This is a genomic window from Ferrimonas lipolytica (assembly GCF_012295575.1).
GTDB lineage: Bacteria > Pseudomonadota > Gammaproteobacteria > Enterobacterales > Shewanellaceae > Ferrimonas > Ferrimonas lipolytica.
Map to the genome: position 1 here is coordinate 41,746 of NZ_CP051180.1, position 22,388 is coordinate 64,133.

A 22,388-nucleotide genomic window follows, 5' to 3' on the forward strand; every position below is an offset into this window, starting at 1 on the left:
ATATTCCTATTAAAATTATGGTTACAACCGTTAAATTGACGGTTACAACCGGCATCTCAGTATCAATCTTCGGCGTATACTGTAGCGATTCAGTCCTAATTCGGAACCCAAATGACTCAGTTAAATCCCACCATAACGCGTTGGCAGGGGGTAGGGTTACTTTCTACCGCGCTGCTGGGAACCAGCGTATTTATCCTACCGCAATTAACCGTTAAATTGGCGGCCGATGGAGCCGTGTTTGCTTGGGCATTGTTGCTACTGGCGATGCTGCCTGTCGCATTGGTGTTTGCTAAGTTGGGTCAGCTTTACCCAGATGCTGGCGGTCCGTCATGGTATGTCCGACAGGCATTTGGTGAGCGGGCAGGGGCAGCGATCGGTTTGTTATTTTTGGCGGTTGCTCCGATTGGTTTGCCTGCAGCGATGATGATGACCATGGCATTTGCCGATCTCTTGGTGCCCCTTGGTGAGGAGGCAAAGCTTCTATTCGAGTTGGGTTTGATGGCGATGATGTTGGCGCTGAACTACCGTGGCTTACAGCTATCTGGTCAGCTCCAGTTTGGCTTAACCATTGTTATTTTAGCGGTTTTTGCCGCGATGATATTGGGAAACGTTGAGCAGATTAGGGCTCCTCAGTTGGATCAACTCAGCGCTGCGCCGGTGCTAACTGCAGCTGGCGTTGCCCTGTGGGCATTTCTGGGCGTCGAAGCTTTTAGCCACCTCTCCGCGGAGTTTAAGGATCCGCAGCGGGATTTTATGCCTGCGATGATGTGGGGCACGATACTGGTTGGTTTGGTTTATATGGCTGGTACCGCGCTGGTATTGGATGCGGAGCAGGAGGGGGTAGCGATAGCTACACTGTTTGATCAGTTATTCGGCGGCGGCGGAGCGGTTGTTATCGGTGGCCTTGGTGTATTGGCAGGCATCGCCACTATGAATACCTATTTTAACTCGATGGCGCGATTAACCTGGAGCTTAGCTAAGCAAGGTTATTTGCCGCAGCAGTTTGTGCAACTAAACAGCGCTCAGGTGCCGGCGCGAGCGCTGGTGATGTTGGCACTATTGCAGGGTGCATCATTGCTGCTTTCGTATTGGTTGCAGTGGGATTTTGAGCATCTGCTAGCGCCATCCAATGGGATTTTTGTGTTGGTGTATCTGTTATCGATGTTGGCAGGATGGCGTTTGCTTGGGCGCCGCTATAAAGTCGTGACGGCAATGGCGTCAGTATTGATTTTGCTACTGGGCTACAGCGTTGGTACCCATATGTTCTATGCCATCGGCGCGTTACTCATTGCAATGCTGTTGCTGTGGTTAAAACCAAAATCAGAAAATGCCTGCGCTTAGCAGCAGAACGGGAGATAATGGCTACTGACATTCCTCAGTAGCCAATGTAATGCGAATAGATAAATACCTTGCCGACAACACCGAACTCACCCGCAGCCTAGCTAAACGTGAGCTAAAAAGTGGCGCTATCACCTGTGATGGTGAGGTGGTCAAGAACCCAGGTTTCCAAGTATCTGAAGATAGCGATGTATGCTGGCATCACGAGACTGTGGGCGCTATTAATACTCGTTACCTGATGCTTAATAAGCCGGTAAATACCATCTGCTCCAATATCGATGAGGTACACCCATCGGTACTCGGATTGATTGATCTACCATTGACCGAACGGTTGCGTATTGCCGGGCGCTTAGATGCCGATACCACTGGGTTAGTGTTGCTTTCCGAAGATGGGCAGTGGTGCCATCGGATCACCTCACCAAACTATCACTGCCCCAAACGTTATCGTGTTGTTCTGGCTGAGCCGCTGTGCGCGGAGGCTGAGGCGCAGTTCGAGGCGGGTGTTGAGCTACATAATGATGGCTTAACTCGACCAGCGACCTTAACTCGAATCTCTGAGGTTGAGGTGCTACTGACGATCAGCGAGGGCAAATATCATCAAGTGAAGCGTATGTTTGCTGCGGTGAATAACCGAGTTGTTGGCTTGCATCGTGAACAGGTTGGGGCGATTGAGCTCGACCAAGAGCTTAAACCGGGCGAGTGGCGCCACCTTACTCACGCCGAAGTTGTGGCATTTTTGAGTTAATTCCAGCTGAAATTGCTAAATAGGTATAGGGTTACAGTAGATTGTTAACTCAGAGGAGGTGCTGTCATGAAACGATGGCACTGGTTGTTACCCTGCACGTTAGCTTGCGGTGCCGTTGCGCAAGCGGATACGCTAATTGATGCCAGCGAGCCGGATACGTTAGTCACGCTATTACAAACCCATGGCGAGGCGGTGATGGATCGTGATGCTGTGGGTGATCCGCTGATAATAGGCCAGTTTCAAGGGGCCTATTACACCATTAGTTTCTATGGCTGTATTCGTGGCCATTCTTGCCAAGATCTTATGTTTAATGCCGCGTGGGAAAACAACGGCATTGAACTGGCGACGATAAATCAGTGGAACAGCAATAACCGTTACGGCAAAGCCTTTTTTGATGACGTTGGCGATCCCACCATCGAGATGGCGGTTAACCTCAATTGGGGGGTGAGCCGCGATAACTTTATGGACACGGTGGAGTGGTGGTTTGCTTCGATGCAAAAATTCTCACAAGAGATCGGTTATTAGCGTCGTTGCGGCAACTGTAATTGATGTTGTTGAAGTAACCCAGCGCCATGCTGATTATAGCTCTGCTCCAGCCAGCGTAATTCACCGCTCTGATTGAGCCGTAATACTGAGCTATTACGGGTTCCGTATTGGTCACTATGGATAAATATTGACGACAATAACTGCTCCATCGATGCTGGGACCCCAGTACTAGGTAGTGCTGCCGCAGTAGCTTGGGTTGGATCCCGCAGCAGCGCTAATAATGCTTTATCGCTGCCAACTGCCAAGTTTTCGCTGAGTCCACGTTTTAATCGCTCCACCTTGGGCCACGGTGTATCGAGTAGGTGGTTGGATAGTCCGTAGAGGCCGGGCTCTAACGTGGTAACCGTGGTTTGGCCGCGGTTGGAGTGGTAGTGCAAGCCATTGTCATCGAGCAAAAGTAGGTTATAGCCTTGATAGTCCTGCGGGCGGAGTTGGTGCACGAATTGGTGGGCACTGCTATCAGTGCCTAGGTAGTCGCGAATTAAGTCGCCCCGAGAGCGCCGAGCTGCAGCCATTGGCATCGAACGGTAGTTAGTAACCAGGGCAATCTTACCGTTAAGGCTGGCGCCCATCCAACTGCCGCCAGCTTGAAGATCTTGTCCAGCAAATAAGCTGGGAGACTCTGGCCAAAAGTGTGCTGCAGTGGCTGGGCGTTGATAAAACTCATCGCGATTGGCAATAAGCAGCAACGGTTCTTGACTGTCTGGTTGCCAGTTCCAAGCGCAAATACACATAACAACAACTTCCCTAGTAGTTTGATTCAATAGGAACAAACCAATGCATCGGTTGCAACAAGTGTTAGCTAAGTAAGCCAACATAGGCTTAGTTAGCTAAAATTAATTGGCTTGTGGCAACACGTCGATCGCCGTCATGGTGGCGCGATATCGATAGGGCATAACAGCATGTTCAGGAGTAGTTTATGACCGCCGAATATTGGGAGTGGGTAGGCTATCTAGCCTCAGTCGTAGTAGCGATATCGTTGATGATGTCTGACATCAAAAAACTGCGTTGGTGGAACCTATGTGGTTGCATCTTGTTCGTGGCCTACGGCAGCGCGATTGGGGCGACCCCAGTGGCACTGGTGAACGGCTTTATCGTCTGTATTAACGTCTACTATCTGATTCAGATCTATCGTCATGAAGCCAATCAGTTGTAATCATTGATGGATAACGGTATCGAGTGCAGCGTCGACGACTTGAATTTATATTTGTGGAAACGGTTGTTTGTAAGTATTTGTTTCATAATAAAATGAAAATTACTTGGAGAATTTTATGCTTTTAACCTAACGGCATTAACTGCTGACGTTGAGCAGTAGGGTAATGCCGTCAGAGTTTATAATTTAATTAAAAGTTTATTTTGTTGAAGATAAGCTTGTTAATCTCCACTCTAAATCAGTAATTTACTCAGTTTACAGATTTTTAATCTGCTGTGAACACAGCGTTTCACCTACGAACTGTAAGGATTTGAACTATAGTCATCATGCTGTATTTTTCCTACCGTATTTATCTATGCAGACACCGTAAATCGTTAACTTGATACAAGTTTTAAGGTATCATTTAAAAAGGATTTTTTATGATTACTGGTAATAGTGAATCACTGTTTTGTGATAGCAAGACTAAAGATTTTAAAAGTGCAGTTGAGCCTGAAAAATTACTAGGGCAAGTATTGGGTGATCTGCTGCTGATTGATTATCAAATAGCAATTAATTTTATTGATTCTAATATGGCTGACCGGTTAGTTGCTTACACCTGCTGTCGAGCAATTGTGCTGATGAACTGCCCCAAAAATATTAATTTGGAGCTATTATATCGATTCAATAAAATTAGAGGGTTATTACATAGTGACGATAGCGAGCTCACATGCAACAAGGCCATTGCTCATCTTAAAAAAGGGGGGATTTGGCTCCCTAAGTCATTGATGGAAGCCTTTTTTGACCACCACCACTCATCGCAGCCCTCTGAAGCACAGTTAAGTAACCGGCAAAGACAGATCCTTGAATTATTACTTATGGGTTATGATAATAAAAAAATTGCCGAACAACTCTTCATTAGCATTAATACTGTTAAGGTTCACCTACATAATATATATCGTGTTTTTGATGTACATAATAAAAAGGATGTTATCAACAGACTTAATGATATCAAACAAATGGATAATATTGTTGAGGCAAAATGGGGTAAATCATAATGGTGCCATTAGCGATTAAGGTTTACCCATTTGGTTTTAGCACAAATGAGTTGAAAAAGATAAAGATAGAAGCTGACTTTTATAAAATAAAGGTCATCACCATAGCCAACTCAGAAAGCGAACTCGGTACTACTGAAGCCAATGTTGCTTTAGTAAACGCAGAATGGTTAATGAATTCTGAAGCGGCAATGCTGGGTTCTATGATGGCACTTCCTTGGTTGATTGTTAGCGCTTCTACTAAACCTGAACAAGCATGGCTTGAACATTACCCTCAGAGTCGGGGAGTTATCTCTTTGCGTGATGATAGCCTATTACAACGAGCTATAATCTGTATTTCTCTCGGGGGTTATTGGTTGTTGGGTAGCAAGTGTGGTGGCAATAAAGTAGTAAAGCAGCAACCGGTTGACCTGTTAACGACTAAAGAGCTTGAAGTGTTGTCTAAGGTAAAGTTAGGTTGCCGTAATAGCACTATTGCTGCAGCTTTGTGCATGAGTGAACACACAGTGAAATCCCACCTGTATCATATATTTAGAAAGTTGAATGTTCACAGTAGAACCGAGGCTGTCGCCTTAGCATTTATTAACTAACAACAGAGCTTATAAATACCTAGTTTAGAAATTCTGTTGTTACTGTTCTATCGTAATCTCACCCAACTCAATTAGAACTTGGTCAGAGTTCGTCACCTTAACAGTTATCGAGTTTGAGCGGCCTAACTGCTCGTACATTTCGATGTGATAAGACCCCTCTGGGATCATGTCGAGCTCAAACTCGCCGTTCAGACCAGTATAAAAGGGATAGCTATTATCGTTATCAGGGGAGACGAGCTCGCCGACCTTATCGACTAAGGGGTGCCGGTACTTATCGATTAATATACCGCTGACAAAGTAACCCTTTAGTAAGTCCAAATTAATGCTACTGCCGCGGCGCAGTCCGCCATAAACCACAAAGTCGCTATAATTCAGCTCTTCGTCGAACTCGAGCACGTCACTATCAAGCCTGAATGCTCGACTGCCTCGATTATCGATGGAGATTACTGCGCTATTGCTTCCACCATCTTCAGCCCGAATCAGGCTTAATCGCCCGTAATCTCCTTGTTGTAACGCATAGTGTTCCATCTGCTCGGACAGGGAAACAATGGTAAAGCTGCTTTCGATAGGTGAGGTTAACGCCCAACTGCTGCCAGCCCAAGCGATGCCTGACTCTAATCCTAGTTCAGCTGTGCGTTGGGGGGCATCGGAGTCTTCATTTCGGCTCGTTAAGCGAGCACGGTAGTTTAAGTTATCCAATTTTTGCCGGTAAAAAAGGTCAGCACTCTCATATTTATCATCGATGAAATTGACTGATGCGCGCCAATCTTTATGCGGGTCATAGTGGGATAGGTTGAGTTCACTTTCGAGTTGAGAACGTTGCGAATCATAACGACTGCGTGCATATAGGTTTTTACCTGCAACTCCCAAAGGAATGGAAAAGGATAACGTCACATTTTGTTCGTACCTACCCTGTTGCTCTTGCCAGCTGAAGTTGAGTCCGGCATTGATGTTATTAGGCAGAGTAAAGTTGCTGTTGATGCTGGCTCGTTGGCTATTGACCGTAGATGATTGCCAATCGACGTTGTAATTGAAGCTGAAGTAGCTGTTGGGGAGGCCAATATCAATTCCAGTGGAAATAGTGGCTCGGTGCAGTAAGTCGCTGTCGTCCTGATTACTGTCACTTAACTCATAGCGGATATTGGAATAGCGTAACCACTTGATTGGCCAATGTGGGACAAACAACGCAACGGCTCCTTGGTAGAGTTCTTGTTGCTGTTGTTTACGCCAGTTTGTATCAATACTAAGGAAGTTATCCCCTAGGGCAAAGTAGTGCAGTAACCCTAAGTATCGGTTGTCTTGGGACCAGTCGACAATCGGCGATAGAGTCCAGTTCGGGGTTAGCCCATAGGAGAATACGGCGGAAGCAACAGGCTCATCATCAAGGATCTCTTTAACTCCACTTTGGTCATACTCTTGTCGATAGCCCAACACCCATTGGGTTTCAATATCCCCTTGTTGCAGCAAATTAGGATGGTCAACCACATTAAAGAAGTGTTGAACTAGGAGCCCAGATTGGTCTTGATATCGAACCTCCACTTCATTGACGCCACCAGTGGTGGGAAGGTCATTAAGATTGTACTGCCCTGGCGCTAAGCGCACGGTTCGATATGGCTCGCCGTTGATAATAATCTCGACTCGCGCCGCCGACTCTAATGTAAACGGCAGACTGTTGCTGCGCCGATAGGTGCGGATATACTCAGGCTGATAAGAGTAACTTAATCCAAATAGGTCATCATCAATCTGCCGTTGGATATCAGTTTCGGTCCGAATATCACCAAATTGAATAAACCCTGTGTCGTTGGGTAAATCGCCCATCAGTCGAGTTCTGTCTCGTTGCCACCCATTGTTACTGCCATCTTTCAGATAGAAGTAACTGTGTCCATCCTCTAAGGTTACTGGTCCCCAAGCCACCCCGGTTCTTAAGGCGAGAGTATCGCCAAACTGTTCAGTATCCGACAGGTTGTGACTGTGGGTTAAGTAGGCATTAACTACCCCTGAAAAGTTATGTGGCTGAGCTTTATAAAATCCGTCTGGTACTCCTGGGTTGGTGTAACCGAAATTCAATTGCTGCCGTTTGCGATCCGCTATTGGAATCGTCACCGTCAATTGCAACGTGTCCTCATCGTAATGGGTTGGCCAGCCTAAGCCGTTGAGTTCATCGGCGCTGATCATCCGTTCACTCATTAGTGGGCTGATTTCAGTTAACTTGGCGGGGCTAAGAAGTGGCTGCAGGGCTTGTAATAGTTCATCGCCATTTAAAGCCCAATAATCTGGGTCGTCATCAGCCAATAATCCTTCTAGCTCTAGCGCTCGTCCAGCAAGCTCAACGTCGATAGCGAATGGAATGATTTCAGCGTGTAACGGGGCTATCAGCAGTGCCAACCATAGCCTAAGGCCATAGTTTGAGATGGACTTCATTGTTGTTGAGTAAGTTCTGCTTGCAGCGAGCCTGAATCCAGAGAGCTGGCTGGCAATGTTAAGGTGAAGTGGCTGCCAGCAAGTACATTAACATCGGGTAAGCGATGGCTGTACTGATGCTGTTGTCCACTACTGTCTGTTAAAGATAACCCCCAGTTTTGCAATATTTTATGTTTGGTGCCGCTATTACTTAGGGTTAGGTGCAGTTGTTCATCTTGTCGTGCGGTTACGTTGAGACTTGGCATCGCCTTCTCTGGGCTGACATAAAGCGCGGTGACAAATTGATACTTTGCTTTTACTCCCGATAACTCTGAAGCGTCTACATCTTTATCACTTTGCAAAAAATTGACTCGGTAAGCGACTTCGCTATTAAGAGAGCGCTTGCCTAAATACATTAATTTAATGCGCTTGGTTTGCCCAGGTTCCAGTATTACCCGGGCAGGAAATGGCCTTAACTCCTTTGCCGGTTCAGTAAACTCTCGGCCTTCATCATCGAGTAAGCGGTGGTATGTGCTGATTTCAAATGCGGTTCGACTTGCTGCTTTATTTTCAAGGGTGTAGCTGATGGTTTTAGTCTTGGGCGAGATGGTCTGGTTCATCGGTGAGATAGTGAAATTAGCCCAAGCGCAGACGGGCAGAAACAGCATTACGAGAGACAAGCGACGCATATAACCTCCTTGTTACTGAATGAGGGGAGGGCTCCCCCTCATTTATTTCCGTCAGTTAAAGAGTAACGATACTGAAGGTCAATTGGTCGCTGTAAGCACCAGCAGGAACCATGCTGAAATCATACTCAGTCATAATGAGTCGGAAGGTATTTTCCGCTAGAGGGCTGGCCGCTCCAGAGCTATCTGCCACATCATAGGTCCCCATTGCTGCAGTTACCCCGACTGCGTCAAATGCGCTGATGGTTTGGCCGAGGTTATTTGTACCTGGTGGGGTTCCGTTTTTAAGTTTGTATGGAACGGCATGTGCGGAGTTAGCGCCATTGACTAGTTTGCCGTGGGCAATCGCCAGAGTGACTTTGTAACCATTGGCCGCGTTGCATTTTACCGCACCGGTAATTAGCTGTTGCGCATCGCCATCTAAGATGTTGAGTTCACCGGTTGACGTATAACTAGAACTCAAGCCACTGACGCCTACTCCTGCTTCATCCGAACCTCCGAAGGCCAAACCGATGGAGCAGACCTCTTCTACGGTTTCCATAATCTGAACTTGTGCAGAGCGTTCGTCTGCCATAGCGCTCGATGCAGCAAGCAGTGCTGCTGCAGTTAATACAAATTTTTTCATCACTGATTTCCTTACGTGAATAATGACCCAACTCTTGGGCTGTATGGAGCGTGGCCGCCGCCATACTGAGATCAGTTTTAGGGTATGTAAGGTAAACGCGACTCAGTCGAAAGACTGATATTTGCTGAGTTTAGGGAATATAAACTTCTAGTTTAATTCGATACGGGAAAAGTTTATCGGGGCGGTCGATTAATTGATTTGGAACGCCAATTTGTAATCGAACTGAGGCGGGCGGCGACAGCTGGGTTGTGAGATGGTTGAGGCTTAGCCATAGGCATCTTTGCTGCTGTTTTCTCTATCGCTCCCAACGAGCAAACTTACCGTTACGTAGGAACGCATTGCATTGATCGGCGACCTCATTGGTTAGCAGCATGCTGGTATGGGTAACGTGCAGAATTAGGTGGTCGCTCATCCCCTCCAGTTCTGTCTCATCTATCTCTACCGTTCCGTCGCTGTCACTGCTGGTGGCACCGGTAACCATGCCGATACCAACGCTGCGATTACCGGCGAGGCTGCCAAGTTGAATTGGGCTTTGCCACGCAGTTAGAGCATTGAATATGAGGCCGTGTTCGACTGAGTTGCCTAATATTTTGGTCATTCCCCATTCACTCACTCGTTTGGCCATGCGCGAGCTGCGTAATGGGCTGCCTAAGGTTACCACTCGCGATTTGGGATGAAGCGAACGCTGATGCACATAGTGGCTCAGCATTACCCCACCTAAACTGTGGCCAATTAGATAGCAGGGTTGGTCAGCACTGAGCTCCGCATCGAGGCGGGCAAATAACTCATCTCGGTCAATGTTTACGGTGTTGTAGCCGATGCACTTGGTACGCCAACCGAGCTGTTGCAGCTTCTTTGCTAGGGGCCACATCATTACCGTTTTCATATAGAGTCCGTGCAGCAACAAGACTTTAACCATGTCGTTTGACCTCATTCCGCTGGGTAATATGTGGTTTGACGCCACATAAGGGAGAGTTATGGTGCTTTGCGGTAAAAAACAGCACTTGTATGCCAACCAAGGGAACTGTGATGAAGATCACTTGTGGTGTGCCGCTATTACACCTTAACCTAATTGCGCTTCCTTTTGAGAGAAAACTGATGACTTGCGTAACTTATTATTACGCTCGATTTTGCCAGCCCTAATGGTATAAGTTGAGTGTAATCCACTGAACTAACTGCCATTAGGGCTAATTGAAAACCGACCGAAGGTCGCGGATCAATTGGCAAGATGGTGTTGGTTTCGGACGCGCAGCCTCTCTCCTCCTCTTCCCAATTCCCCGTCCTGACGTTATTCAAACTACTAAGAAGTTGAACAACGCATGATGAATCGCAGTAAATTTGTTGGGGCAACCCTAATTGTCGCAGGCACCTCCATTGGTGCTGGAATGTTGGCACTGCCCCTTGCCACCGCCGCGATTGGTTTCTGGCCAGCGATGGCATTAATGGCAGTCACCTGGGCACTATCCGCTTACAGCGCCTTGTTGATGCTGGAAGTAAACCTTAAGACCGGTGAAAACCTCAACCTGCACAGCATGACCGGCAAAGTACTTGGTCCTCAAGGCCAGTGGTTGGGCATGGCAGCTATGCTGGCCTTGTTGTACGCCTTAACCGCGGCCTACTTAAGTGGGGGCTCGTCACTATTGCTGCTGAAGCTCAATGGCTTTGTTGAGCTTTCCCCTACTGTTGGTGCCATCCTATTTGCGATATTACTCGGTTCTTTGGTTGCTGGCGGAGTAAAGTACATCGACGCTGCCACCCGAGTGTTGTTTACTATCAAGATGATCGCGCTAGGCGTAGTGCTGTGCGGCTTACTACCGCAGCTGGATCTTAGTTATGTTGCAGCAACCGGTAGCGCCGACACCAACGTGTGGATGGCGGTGGTACCAGTACTGATCACTTCGTTTGGTTTCCATGTGTGTATCCCAACGTTAGTGCGCTACCTTGACGGTGATGTTGTTACCCTGCGCCGTGCCTTGTTAACCGGTTCGCTATTACCGATGGTGTGTTACGGCCTGTGGTTACTGGCGGCACTAGGAAGCTTGTCGATGCAAGAGCGTGCAGCATTGTCTGAGGGCGATGCCTTAGTTACGTTAGTGCAAAGCTTGAGTGCAAAATCGCAATGGAGTGGTATTGGCCAAGCCTTAACATTGTTTGCTGATCTGGCGTTAATTACCTCATTTTTCGGTGTCAGCTTGAGTCTATTTGATTACCTTGCTGAGCTGTTTCGCCTCGGTAAAAACGCCACTGGCAGAGTCCTAAACTGGGGCCTGACCTTCGTGCCGCCACTGGTATTGGCTGTCTTCTTCCCTGGAGGGTTTGTTGCGGTGTTGGGTTATGCGGCGGTGCCATTAATCGTATTGATGGTAGTACTGCCAGTGATGATGGCTCGTCAGTTGCGCCGGCAACAGCGTGAACCTGAATACCAAGTGAGGGGGGGCAATATGGCGTTGAACGGCGCTACCTTTGCCGGCACCTTAGTGATTGCCGCTCAGCTTTACACTAGTTGGTAAGTACTTGTTTCCATGCTCTTAACCTCCTGAGCAAAGCCATGCTAGCCTTGCTGATTATCAGCAAGGCTAGAGATGGAGTAAGGGATGAAACAGTGGATGTTACCTTTGTTGGCGTTGGCCAGCAGTGGTGTTGCTCAAGCAACTGAAGGGATGTGGCAGCCGCATCAGCTACCGGCTTTGAAGGCTAAGATGGATGCCTTAGGCTTCAACATGGATGCCAATAAGATGGCTGATCTTGGTGCCTTTCCGATGAATGCGGTGATCAACTTCAATGGTTGCAGTGCATCATTCGTTTCCCCTCAGGGCTTAGTCGTTACCAATCACCACTGTGGTTACGGCGCCATCGCTTACCACTCGACTCCAGCAGATAACATTCTTAACGAGGGCTTTCTTGCCAAACGATTAGAGCAAGAGAAACCACCGGTTCCCGGTTACAAAATTTGGGTAACGGAATCGATGACTGATGTTACCGCCAAGGTGCTTGAACCTGCCGCCAAGCTCACCGGTGCCGATTACTTTGAAGCGATAGAGCGTAATAAAAAGCGCTTAGTTGCTGCTTGTGAACAGGCACCATCCAGCCGTTGTGGTGTTTATAACTTTCACCACGGTGCCAGCTATTTTCTGGTACAAGAGTTAGAGATCCGCGACGTACGTTTGGTTTACACCCCAGCGATGTCGGTGGGCAAATATGGTGGCGATATCGATAACTGGATGTGGCCACGCCATACTGGTGATTACTCCTTTTTTCGTGCCTATGTTGGCAAAGATGGTAAACCGGCTGAATACAGCAAAGATAACGTTCCCTATGTGCCAAAGCGCTTTCTTAAGGTCTCCAGTGCAGGCTTAAAAGATAACGATTTTGTCATGGTGATGGGCTACCCAGGCCGCACCAACCGTTACCGTACAGCAGCAGAGGTCGAGTTTGCCTTTGAGCAAAACTACCCCAAATCAATGGATCTGCGTAACGAGCTGATCGATATCATCAAGGCCAACGCCGCCGAGGGCTCAACCGCTCGCTTGGCTTACGCAGGCACTCTAGCTGGCTTGGCCAACTACGCTAAAAACTTCCAATCGATGATTGAAGGCTATCAAAGTTCGGACTTTATCGAGCGCAAACGAGCGCAAGAGCAAGCGCTGTTGAAGTGGATTGAAGCTGAAGATGAACGCGCGGCTCAGTATGGCAAGGTTAAACTTAAGCTCGATAGTCTGGTCGAACAAACCCAACAGCACCTCGACCGTGATCTGATCCTTGGTTACCTCTATTACAACCAAATGTTTACCACAGCGCAGAGCCTCTATCGTTTAGCCAATGAGAAACAGAAACCGGATCTAGAGCGCAAAAAAGGCTATCAGCAGCGGGATTGGGACAACATGCGCGCGCGTATTACTCGAATGGAGCGGCGCTTTGATCCTAAGGTAGATAAGGCGATCCTGTTGCATCTATTAGAGCGTTACGCGCAATTGCCGAGTGATGAACGCATAGAGGCGTTAGATGTTGCCTTCTTGATAGGCGAGTCATTCAACCGTGACAAGGTTGCGGCTCAGTTAGATGCGATGTACGCCAATACCGCCTTAACCAGTAGCGCTAATCGTTTAGCGTGGTTGGATAAAACCGTGCCGCAATTTAACGTTTCTGATGACCCATTTATCAAGCTGGCGGTGGCTTATTACGATACCGTGATAGCTAAAGAAACCTTAGATAAGAAGATCGATGGTGAGTTGCTCAAAGCGCGCCCCGCTTATATGAATGCCATTATTGCCCATAAGCAAAGCATGGGGGATCTGGTTTATGCTGATGCCAATTCAAGCCTACGGGTCAGCTTCGGCACTGTTAAAGGCTACTTCCCTAAAGATGGCTTATACGCAGCACCATTCACCACTTTGGAAGGCTTGGCGAACAAGGCTACAGGGGTAGAGCCCTTTGATGCCTCAGCTGCGCAGCTAAAGCAAATTGCCGATAAGAACTACAGTCATTACTACGATCTGAATGTTGGTTCGGTACCGGTGAATTTCTTATCGACGGTTGATACCACCGGCGGTAACTCAGGTTCGGCTACCGTTAACGGCAACGGTGAGCTGGTGGGGCTGTTATTTGATGGCGTCTATGAAAGCATTATTGCCGACTGGGATTATGATCCAGCCAAGGCGCGCTCTATCCATGTAGATAGCCGTTACATGTTATGGCAGATGGAGAAGGTTGATGGTGCGACTAACCTAATCGAAGAGATGACGGTGGTTAAATAAGCTGCAGTTGAAAGCTTAAAGGCCAAGTTAATCATATACTTTGGTTTATAGGCCCAGTAGTATCAGGGACGTACGATACAGTGCGACCATCGTATAATGGTATTACCTTAGCTTCCCAAGCTAATGACGCGGGTTCGATTCCCGCTGGTCGCTCCACATTTAGCCTCGAACTTGTTCGGGGCTTTTTGTATCTAGCGCCCATGTGCGAATTTGCTGATGGAAATGGAGTCCACCCCGATGCTAGCGCAACTGGTATGGCGGGATGACTCCAATCTCTACCTAAGCTTTGGTGCAAAGCCTGCGCGGTAAGGCATTAGAGCAAACAGCAGTGAAGTACGCGGACTAACCAATCTTATGCTTTGGTTAAAGCTGCAACGACAACAGGGCTGTGATATCAGTAACTCCGCGGCCGACCAGCCGTCGGTCACGGTTAGTGGGTTAGCCTGAGCTCCGTAGTAGTTGTGGGCACCTGAGCCGACGGAGCTAGACGACTTTATATAGGCAGAAACAAAAACAGACCGAATCTCGGTCTGTTTGCAATTGTTACTGGCTTAATGCTGTTTCGGCTCAGCGTATTTTTCAATCAACGCTTCTAAGTACGGAGCTACTGCTGGGTCTAACCATTCTAGGTAACCACGAATAAAGCCAACCATGTTGCCATTACCGTCGAAGAAGAAGGTCGCCGGTACGGTTTCAGTGGTGATGATCTTCTCCATATTGATCTCAGGGTCGATCCAAGTAGGGATATCGGTCAGATCATATTTCTCTAGCATCGGCGCTACGTCACTAGGCTCTTCATCAATCGAGATTGGCTGAACGATAAGGCCCTTATCTTGGTAACGTGCTTGCAGTTCACGCAGTTCTGGCAGTTCTTTAACGCAAGGTGGGCACCATGTAGCCCAGATGTTGACCATCACCAAGCTGCCTTTGTGCTGACTAAGGTTTACTTTGTTACCCTGCATGTCGGTAAAATCAACCAGCGGCGGGATGCGCGCATTGGTGTATTCCACAAAGCGGGACATGTGCATTGGCTTGTCTTCGATCTTAGGGCCGTTGGAGTAGGCCTTAGGCAGGGCACTAGCAAAGGCCGTTGGGATCAAAGCACAGGCAAGTAGGGCGGTTACGATCAGGTGACGCATTAATAACTCCTTGTTGAAGCGCGTTGTTGACGCCACACGGCAATAACCCCTAGCAATAACAAGGCTAACGGCAGTATCCATAACATGGCTGTAGTGAGGGAAAATGGTGGTTGGTAACGGATCTGTTCGCCATAGCGAGCAACCAAAGCCGTTTCAATCTGTTGGCGATTCTTACCTTCAGCCAACATTTGACCGATTCGACCTTTTAATTCATAGGCTATCTGGGTTTCAGACTCAGCCAAGGTTTGGTTAACCGAGGCCGGATCTCGCAACTGGGCGGCAATTGCGTAGGCTTGCTCACCAAGTGATTGCTCGGCACTGCAGAGGCTAGTCCACAGCACCATTAAGAATACGATTAAGCGCATTGGCGTCTTCTCCGTTGCTGCCATAAAGCGATAAAGCCAGCTCCGATCATCATAATGCCGGCAAACCATAGGCCATTGATAAGCGGTTTACGGCTGATGCGGATCAGATGTTTGCCCGACTGCAGTGTCGGCCCCATAGATATGTAGCGGTCTTCAATAATACCGTGCTCAACCGCAGCCACAGTAAGCTGCATATTAGTGGCACCGAAATGTTTTCGCTGTGGGTACAGGTAACTGAGTTCATTGCCGTCGCTATCCTCTAGGCGAATGGTTGCCTGCTGGGCTTGATAGCCGCGGCCAGAAACCGTTTCGCTGGATTCAAATACAAAGGCGATATTACCGACAAAGCGGCCTTCACCTGGGCCCATCTGTACCATCGCTTGTTGTTCGAAGTTCGATACCGCGGTGGCTGACAAAATGGCAATGGCCAAACCGGTGTGAGCCAATGTCGCAGGCAAGGATTGTCGTTGCTGCAAGGCTGCCACGATGCAGCTGGTTAACAGTAAACTGCCGCCAAATGCCCCTAGCCATAGTAGCCAGTATGGTTGTTCCGCCCAAGCCCAGTTACACAAGCTGGCGAAAACAATGGCTAAGGCCCATAACAACACTCGCAGCGGTGTATTATTGGACAGCAACAGCGTTAGGAGTGAGGCAGAGGCGATGGTGAGCGGCACAAAAATGCTGTTGAAATATGGAGGGCCTACAGAGATAGCACCAAGATCCAATGCTTGGAAGATCACCGGGTAGATAGTACCGAGAACGACCGCAACGGTAGCAACAAGTATCAGCACTACCCCAAGGGCAAGTAAACCTTGGCGGCCATTAAGTGGTGGCAGCTGCTTGAACTCAAATCGACTTGCATTGCGAGCGAATAGGGTAAAGCCACCAACCGCTACCAGCGCTAAGATCACTAAAATGCTATAACCCCGGCTCGGATCTGACGCAAAGGCGTGGACCGATTGAATAACGCCAGAGCGAACTAAGAAGGTGCCGAGCAGACTTAAGCTAAAGGCACTAATACACAGCAGCAAGGTGGTTAAGCGCAGCTGCTTCTCTTGGTTAAGGTATAAGCTGTGTAATAACGCCGTGGTAACCAGCCAAGGAATAAATGAGGAGTTTTCCACTGGGTCCCAGAACCACCATCCCCCCCAGCCTAATTGACTGTAGGCCCACCAAGCACCGAGAACATTCCCCCCGGTAAGCAGTACCCAACTGATGAGGGTCCAGCGCCGTAACCATTGTTGACGTAACTGGTTCAACTCGCCCCGATAAAGAATGGCCATGGCACCGGCAAACAATACTGAAACGGCAACATAGCCTAAGAAGACCATTGGTGGGTGCACAATCAAGCCGATGTTTTGCAGCATCGGGTTGAGATCGCGTCCTTCAATCGGTACATCGGGCAGGATCCGTGCAAAGGGATTTGAGGTGAAAATAAGGAAGGCGCCAAAGGCAGTGCTGATCCACGCCATTACCGTAGCGCTATCAAATCCAAACTGATTTTGCTTATGGATTCGGGTCATACAGACAGTCATTGCCATCAACCAAAACAGCAGTGACCCTTCGTGACTGCCCCAAACGGCGGCGGCTTTATAGTAGAAGGCCAGCTGGCTATTGGAGTGATCCGCAACATAACGCACCGAGAAATCGTCGCTTACGAAACAGATGGCCAGGCTAATTACTGACAACACCAGCGCGGTGCTGCACAGCTGTGATAGTGAGCGGCAGTAATGGCGCAAAGGCGATAGCTGCGAAAACAGCAGCGGGATTGCTCCCCGTATTGCGGCAGCAACGGTGCCTAGTAATAGTAGCAATAGGCCGACTTCAGCAAACACAACGGTGCTCCAATAGGTAACGGCTGCCAACAAGTGGGTGTGAGGCAACCAAACATGTGCTTAATTTTATCAAGGGGGGATCGGAACAATCAGTATTAACTACCCACTTTGTGATATGGATTGAAGGAATTTACGGATGTTGATAACTCGCCAGCATTCAACGACGAATTGTGCTCGAACGCAGCTGCTAAATGTTGAAGTGGAGTTACCCGCGCAGGATTGTTTGTCGCCTTATATAAGTGGCGGTAAATATTGGCTGTGTACCAATTAAGTGTTGTTCTTTCCAATGCCGCTAAAGCACCGGCTAGGCGAGTTTTGATACAAGGGGAAAGCACTATCGCCGTTGATCTTCTACCGCATAGGAGCTGTTCAGCGAAGCGTTTTGGACGGCGACCTAAGGCAAGTGGGGATTCCAAAGGGGGCGGAGCTCCCCCCGTAATGCATACCAAGTATGTGCCGTCGCCACCGCGACATCATCCTCTAAAACACCACAATCGGTAGGGTCGAAGGCTTGATATAAACCTCAACACTTAACTACGACACAGCCTAAATAATAAGCTGGCAATTGGACTAGACCGTTAGTGATAGTGAGAATTAATTCAGTTGTACGTCTACAAACTGTTGTGCTGATTCATATCATCGATTACACCGCGATACGCTTTCTTCTTAGCCTGAATTCCACACCACCGATACCTCAACTTTACAGTTTCGTCCCTCCCTTAAAGTGAAAGTTGTTCGTCTTGATTGAGATTGTTTGCGAGATACGGTGGAACTCCTCAGCAGTACGTGACCCAAACGTTAGCTTGGTGAATAAGTTTCGGTTTTTTAGTTCTAAAAAGCCTCTAAAAAACGATAAAAAAATGTCAACAAAAACACATCAAGTAACTGTTTTTAAATAACTTTTTGATTGGCTTCGCTTTTAGTGCTGAATGCGTGACGAATTGTGTGCTCTGGTCACTTTTTATGGGTTGTTATTAGGCAAACTTTGCCTCGGTTACTTGCGGTGGCCAGAGAAAAACTGACTTCTGCTGGCCATTTAGCGATAACGATAACTAGGAGAGAATGATGAAAACCTGGAAAACCAAAGCAAGCCTTGTTGCTGTTCTGTGCGCTGCTGCACTGGGCGCTCAAGCAAGCGGTCACAGCGATGCGCCAAATATCGGCCCTCGCAGTGCTGACGGCCATCAAATGTCCCCGCAATCTCGCGGTGTATTTGCTAACCCTAAACCAACGTTAGAAACTCGCGGTGTACAAACACTGCACGACTACATCATCACTGAAAAAGAGATGTGGGATTTCTTGTTTGAAAATCACCCGATTTTCAAAACCTACATCCCAGAAGGTCGTATCGTCGGTAAGCCACACATCTCTGACCGTGGTGAAGAGTACCTGCACACTGGTAACTCCGAGCAATACACTGCAGATTCTGATGATGGTTCTCACCGCACCAAAGCGGTTCAGTACCGTTTGGGCGCTAAGTCTATCTTGGACTTCCCTAACAAGTTCATCGGTCCTGAAGCTTGTGGCGAGTGTCACGCGGTTCAGTACGAAAAATGGTCTCGCTCCCGTCACGCTAAAGTGGTTCGTTTCCCAGATGAAATGGAAGAAGTTGGCGGCGATCTGAAGAAGCCTGCTCACGGTGGCAAAAACGGCCTGCTGCCAGAAGGTATCACTGCTGATGCCATCTACGCGGTTATTGGTACTCCACGTACCAAATACGGTTTCTTGGATTCTTACCTAGTACGTGGTTCTTACACCGTACGTGGCGGCTTGCTGAAAGACGGTACTGGTACTGTTCACGCGGGTTCTAACCAGTTCTCCATGAACTGGACCACCTTCCTGACTCCTGAGAAGGCGCGTGAGATTGCTGAAGTGATCCCAACCTTCCCAACCAAGATGGAAGAGTTTGGTAACTCTGGCTCCAACACCTGGGGTGTTAACTCCTACGGTGCTAAGCAAGACAAAGAGTTCTTGTTCCAGCCAGCTTCTTCTTACTGTGAAGTGTGTCACACCTTCAAGTTCGATTACCAAACCAAAGAAGACTTCTTCGCTGATCTGGGTAACCCAGAAGCGTTGCGCGAGCACACCATCTCTAAAGGTATCTCTTGTGAAGAGTGTCACGGCGCTGGCGCTCACTTGGATGGCGGTGTAGGCGGCGGTATGCCTTCTAACTGTGAACGTTGTCACCAGCGTTTCAACTACGTGTCTGATATGGCTGAAGGCCCTAACGCCAAGCCTGAAGATGGCTTTAACGTGAAGATGAAGGGTTCTTGCCCATCTTGTGGTACCGAAGGTTCCCAGATGTTCAACTCCGCTCACTACGAAAAAGGCATGCGCTGTACTACTTGTCACGATCCACACGAAGTGACTGAAGGCAGCTACCTGACCAGCGTTACCAAGACCAACCTGAAGAAAGAGTGTGAAGACTGTCACGCTACTCAGCTTGAGTTCTTTAAGACCAACGCACCTCACGGCGAAAACAGCTGTTCTTCTTGTCACATGCCGAACATGGGCTCTTGTGAGAAGTTCACTGCGATCCAGTTCCCAGACCAAGCAGGCTTCGACAACGTTCGTGCTTCGCACATCTGGAACATCAAAGTGGATCCAATCGCGAAGACTCTGAACCCGCCAGAAGGCAAGCCACGTACTTCTGACGTGAAGGGTTGGACTGTAGCGAAAGACGAAGACAACCACGCTTACCTTGATTTGATGTGGACCTGTGCTCGTACTTCTTCACAGGACATCACGGTTCTGAACGGTAAAGGCTGTCACTCTCAGTTCCAGTCTGAGTTGGATGAAGGCTTGCACTTCGAAGACCAGAAAGAGATCTACGGTGAAGTAATGGAATGGCAGGGTCCGGTACAGGAGCTGCACGCCAAAGTTATTAACCAGATCGCTCGCATTGACGAACTGATGAACATCACTCGCCTGTCTATCTCTGAGAAAGCCAGCGTAATGATGATGGTAGACAAAGCTCGCCAGAACGTTGCTCTGATTGAGAAAGACGGTTCTTGGGGTGTTCACGGTCCTGCCATGGCGAAACGCCTGATGAACGAAGCGTGGATCTTTGTACAAGATGCTCAGCAGACCATGGACAACGCTGGTTACGACAAGTCGTAATTAGTTAATCCAGATAACCCCGGCGCTTCGGCGCTGGGGCTTTTCGAGAAGATACCATGCGTACATTGATTGCAATTTTATTCACCTGTTTAAGCATTTTGCCTGTTTCGGCCTTGGCCGGCAGTGGTGATGATATGGCGCCAGCGCAAGCGTACCGCTTAACCCTCGATTTCATCACCATGCAGGAAGCGGAAAGCTTGGTGGGTCAAGAAGGCGTTTACTTCTATGACGTCAACACACTGGAGTTATGGGCCGAAGGCTTTATCCCTGGTGCGGTGCACTTTTTTGTAGAGGATTGGAAGTCTCTATTACCCGAAGACAAGGATGCTCACCTTATTTTTTACTGCGCAAACCGTCTGTGTAACGCCAGTGAAATCGCAGCGTATTCTGTGATGAAACTTGGTTACACCCACGTTCGTCAAATGCCGGACGGTATATTTGGTTGGCGCATGTCTGGTCGTCCGACCGAACAACCTTAACAGTCGTATTGACCACAAATTGAATTAAGCGAGAGAGCACAATGAAAACTTTGATTAAACCAACTTTAGCTGCCCTATCTGTTGTGGTAGCGATGGCTAGCCCTCTAGCACTGGCAAAAGCTGACTTAAACAGCGATGCCGACAAAGAATCTTATGCCATCGGTGCTTCTCTTGCGAAGTACACCGCTGGCCAATTAGCTACTCAAGAAGAGATGGGCCTAAACGCCAACATCGATCTGATTATCGAAGGTTTCGCCGAAGCGTTACGCCAGCAGCCCCAGCTGGACACCGATACCATGTTAGACATGTTGAACGCTCGCGCCATCCGCTTGAATGAAGCCCAGCAACTGCAAAAAGCCGCGTTCATTAAAGAAAATGAAAAAGCCGGTAAAGAATACTTGGCCAACAACAAGAAGTTGGATGGCGTAATTGAGACTGAATCCGGTCTGCAATACCAGGTACTGCGCAAGGGCACGGGTCCGAAGCCTGCGCCAGAAGACGTGGTAACCGTAAACTTCGTTGGTAAGACCATCGAAGGTTTTGAATTTGAAAACACCTTCGCCAAGGGTGCCCCAGCTCAAGTGGCGTTGATCAACGTAATTGATGGTTGGAACGAAGGTCTACAGCTGATGAAAGAGGGCGGTAAATACCGCTTCGTAGTGCCAGCGGAACTGGCTTACGGCAACCAAGGTATGGGTGACATCAACCCGCAATCCACGCTGATTTTCGATATTGAGTTGGTGACGGTGGATGAACCTGGGGTGAACAACCCAATCAAGCAGATGATGCATGGCATGAGCATGGATCAGGCGTTGGGTCACAACGCGGCCGAGTAAGGCAATCACCATGTTAATGACGATCCTAGTAAGTATTTTGGTTGCGACCGCTGCTGTTCTTGGCTGGCAACACCGACGCATTGTGGCTGCTGATGACAGTGCGTTAGCCATCCTGCCAGAAACGGCTGTGACTGCGGTACCTGCTATACCGCGTTCCGCTCTTGCTGTGTCGGCATTGGCCATTGTGGTGGTTGGACTCAGTAGTGCGTTGTATCTGCAAATGGGTCGCTACCACGACCACTTTACGCAGACCCCGGATCGTCAGTTGGATTACGTCTTGCGTGCGGAGCTACAGCAACTCGCGCAAGACGCTAATACCAGCGTTGAGCTGCAACAGTTGGCGCAAGGGTATGCCAAGGTTGGCCAATACGACCAAGCCGTTGCGACCATGTCGCGGTTGCTGGAGTACTTCGAACCGACAAGCCTCTACTTGGGGCTGCAAGCGAAGTTCAGCTACTACCGCGATGGCCGCGTTATCAGCGTCGAAACTCAACAATTAATCGACCAAAGTTTAGCGCTCAACCCTGCTGAGCCTGAAACTCTGTTGCTGTTAGCGAACCACGCTTACCTGCAACAGGATTACGCCCTCGCTATTTCTCACTGGCAAGCGTTGCTGACCGCTGCGCCAGTAGGACTAGACCAAACGCCGATACGACGCGCGGTGGCAAACGCCCAAGCCAAGCTTGCGGCGGCAAATTTATAACGATGATGATGGACAGCTGCTTTCCGCTTTTTGTGGTGCAGCA

Annotated in this window: 20 protein-coding genes and 1 tRNA gene; 13 read left to right on the plus strand and 8 right to left on the minus strand. The window is 48.6% G+C overall.

Annotated elements, in window-relative coordinates:
- Positions 1 to 111 precede the first annotated feature (111 nt).
- The 3 genes from yjeH to HER31_RS00185 all read left to right on the plus strand — a co-directional run bounded on the left by yjeH (position 112) and on the right by HER31_RS00185 (position 2,608).
- Positions 112 to 1,341, plus strand: coding sequence for an L-methionine/branched-chain amino acid transporter (yjeH, locus tag HER31_RS00175; RefSeq protein WP_168658719.1), 1,230 nt, complete (start codon positions 112 to 114; stop codon positions 1,339 to 1,341).
- Positions 1,342 to 1,390: 49 nt separating this feature from the next.
- A complete protein-coding gene (gene rsuA, locus HER31_RS00180) occupies positions 1,391 to 2,083 on the plus strand; it encodes a 16S rRNA pseudouridine(516) synthase RsuA (RefSeq protein WP_168658720.1) in 693 nt (230 codons plus the stop codon).
- 66 nt (positions 2,084 to 2,149) lie between these two features.
- Entirely contained in the window at positions 2,150 to 2,608 is a 459-nt protein-coding gene (locus tag HER31_RS00185) for a YbjN domain-containing protein (RefSeq protein WP_168658721.1), read from the plus strand.
- Here the strand turns inward: HER31_RS00185 and HER31_RS00190 are convergent.
- A complete protein-coding gene (locus tag HER31_RS00190; RefSeq protein WP_168658722.1) occupies positions 2,605 to 3,363 on the minus strand; it encodes an NRDE family protein in 759 nt (252 codons plus the stop codon). The genes HER31_RS00185 and HER31_RS00190 overlap by 4 nt on opposite strands.
- Before the next feature lie 185 nt (positions 3,364 to 3,548).
- Here HER31_RS00190 and HER31_RS00195 point away from each other — a divergent pair, with 185 nt between their 5' ends.
- The 3 genes from HER31_RS00195 to HER31_RS00205 all read left to right on the plus strand — a co-directional run bounded on the left by HER31_RS00195 (position 3,549) and on the right by HER31_RS00205 (position 5,403).
- Positions 3,549 to 3,785: a YgjV family protein gene (locus tag HER31_RS00195; protein ID WP_168658723.1), complete on the plus strand. Its 237-nt coding sequence runs from the start codon at positions 3,549 to 3,551 to the stop codon at positions 3,783 to 3,785.
- Positions 3,786 to 4,201: 416 nt separating this feature from the next.
- Positions 4,202 to 4,816, plus strand: a complete 615-nt coding sequence (locus tag HER31_RS00200) for a helix-turn-helix transcriptional regulator (protein WP_168658724.1) — start codon at positions 4,202 to 4,204, stop codon at positions 4,814 to 4,816.
- Positions 4,816 to 5,403 (plus strand): response regulator transcription factor, encoded by a 588-nt coding sequence (locus HER31_RS00205; RefSeq protein WP_168658725.1) that lies wholly within the window; start codon positions 4,816 to 4,818, stop codon positions 5,401 to 5,403. The genes HER31_RS00200 and HER31_RS00205 overlap by 1 nt, the downstream gene beginning before the upstream one ends.
- 39 nt (positions 5,404 to 5,442) lie before the next feature.
- On the opposite strand, the gene HER31_RS00210 is transcribed toward HER31_RS00205, so the two are convergent.
- The 4 genes from HER31_RS00210 to HER31_RS00225 all read right to left on the minus strand — a co-directional run bounded on the left by HER31_RS00210 (position 5,443) and on the right by HER31_RS00225 (position 10,033).
- A complete protein-coding gene (locus HER31_RS00210) occupies positions 5,443 to 7,824 on the minus strand; it encodes a fimbria/pilus outer membrane usher protein (RefSeq protein WP_168658726.1) in 2,382 nt (793 codons plus the stop codon).
- Positions 7,821 to 8,492, minus strand: a complete 672-nt coding sequence (locus HER31_RS00215) for a fimbrial biogenesis chaperone (RefSeq protein ID WP_168658727.1) — start codon at positions 8,490 to 8,492, stop codon at positions 7,821 to 7,823. The genes HER31_RS00210 and HER31_RS00215 overlap by 4 nt, the downstream gene beginning before the upstream one ends.
- Positions 8,493 to 8,547: 55 nt before the next feature.
- Positions 8,548 to 9,114: a hypothetical protein gene (locus tag HER31_RS00220; RefSeq protein WP_168658728.1), complete on the minus strand. Its 567-nt coding sequence runs from the start codon at positions 9,112 to 9,114 to the stop codon at positions 8,548 to 8,550.
- A gap of 295 nt (positions 9,115 to 9,409) precedes the next feature.
- On the minus strand, positions 9,410 to 10,033 hold the full coding sequence (locus HER31_RS00225) for an esterase/lipase family protein (RefSeq protein ID WP_238786866.1): 624 nt from the start codon (positions 10,031 to 10,033) through the stop codon (positions 9,410 to 9,412).
- A 403-nt stretch (positions 10,034 to 10,436) separates the two neighbouring features.
- Between HER31_RS00225 and HER31_RS00230 the strand changes: the two genes are divergently transcribed.
- From HER31_RS00230 to HER31_RS00240, 3 genes are all read left to right on the plus strand, one after another.
- Positions 10,437 to 11,624 (plus strand): amino acid permease, encoded by a 1,188-nt coding sequence (locus HER31_RS00230; protein ID WP_168663035.1) that lies wholly within the window; start codon positions 10,437 to 10,439, stop codon positions 11,622 to 11,624.
- Between the two features lie 84 nt (positions 11,625 to 11,708).
- Positions 11,709 to 13,868 carry a S46 family peptidase gene (locus HER31_RS00235; protein ID WP_168658730.1) on the plus strand — a complete coding sequence of 720 codons (2,160 nt, stop codon included), beginning with the start codon at positions 11,709 to 11,711 and terminating at the stop codon, positions 13,866 to 13,868.
- Between the two features lie 82 nt (positions 13,869 to 13,950).
- Positions 13,951 to 14,024, plus strand: a tRNA-Gly gene (locus HER31_RS00240).
- A 395-nt stretch (positions 14,025 to 14,419) separates the two neighbouring features.
- On the opposite strand, the gene HER31_RS00245 is transcribed toward HER31_RS00240, so the two are convergent.
- From HER31_RS00245 to HER31_RS00255, 3 genes are read right to left on the minus strand one after another with little or no spacing between them, the layout of a single operon-like run.
- Positions 14,420 to 15,007 (minus strand): TlpA family protein disulfide reductase, encoded by a 588-nt coding sequence (locus HER31_RS00245; RefSeq protein ID WP_168658731.1) that lies wholly within the window; start codon positions 15,005 to 15,007, stop codon positions 14,420 to 14,422.
- A complete protein-coding gene (locus tag HER31_RS00250; protein ID WP_238786867.1) occupies positions 15,007 to 15,372 on the minus strand; it encodes a cytochrome c-type biogenesis protein in 366 nt (121 codons plus the stop codon). Before HER31_RS00250 ends, HER31_RS00245 begins: the two co-directional genes overlap by 1 nt.
- Complete coding sequence (locus HER31_RS00255; protein ID WP_168658733.1) at positions 15,363 to 17,207, minus strand: heme lyase CcmF/NrfE family subunit; 1,845 nt, start codon at positions 17,205 to 17,207, stop codon at positions 15,363 to 15,365. The genes HER31_RS00250 and HER31_RS00255 overlap by 10 nt, the downstream gene beginning before the upstream one ends.
- Positions 17,208 to 18,272: 1,065 nt before the next feature.
- Here HER31_RS00255 and HER31_RS00260 point away from each other — a divergent pair.
- From HER31_RS00260 to HER31_RS00275, 4 genes are read left to right on the plus strand one after another with little or no spacing between them, the layout of a single operon-like run.
- Positions 18,273 to 20,327, plus strand: a complete 2,055-nt coding sequence (locus HER31_RS00260) for a cytochrome c3 family protein (RefSeq protein ID WP_168663037.1) — start codon at positions 18,273 to 18,275, stop codon at positions 20,325 to 20,327.
- 56 nt (positions 20,328 to 20,383) lie between these two features.
- Positions 20,384 to 20,806: a rhodanese-like domain-containing protein gene (locus HER31_RS00265; protein ID WP_168658734.1), complete on the plus strand. Its 423-nt coding sequence runs from the start codon at positions 20,384 to 20,386 to the stop codon at positions 20,804 to 20,806.
- Positions 20,807 to 20,847: 41 nt separating this feature from the next.
- Entirely contained in the window at positions 20,848 to 21,642 is a 795-nt protein-coding gene (locus HER31_RS00270) for an FKBP-type peptidyl-prolyl cis-trans isomerase (protein ID WP_168658735.1), read from the plus strand.
- 10 nt (positions 21,643 to 21,652) lie between these two features.
- Positions 21,653 to 22,345 (plus strand): tetratricopeptide repeat protein, encoded by a 693-nt coding sequence (locus tag HER31_RS00275; RefSeq protein ID WP_168658736.1) that lies wholly within the window; start codon positions 21,653 to 21,655, stop codon positions 22,343 to 22,345.
- The last annotated feature ends 43 nt before the right edge of the window (positions 22,346 to 22,388 follow it).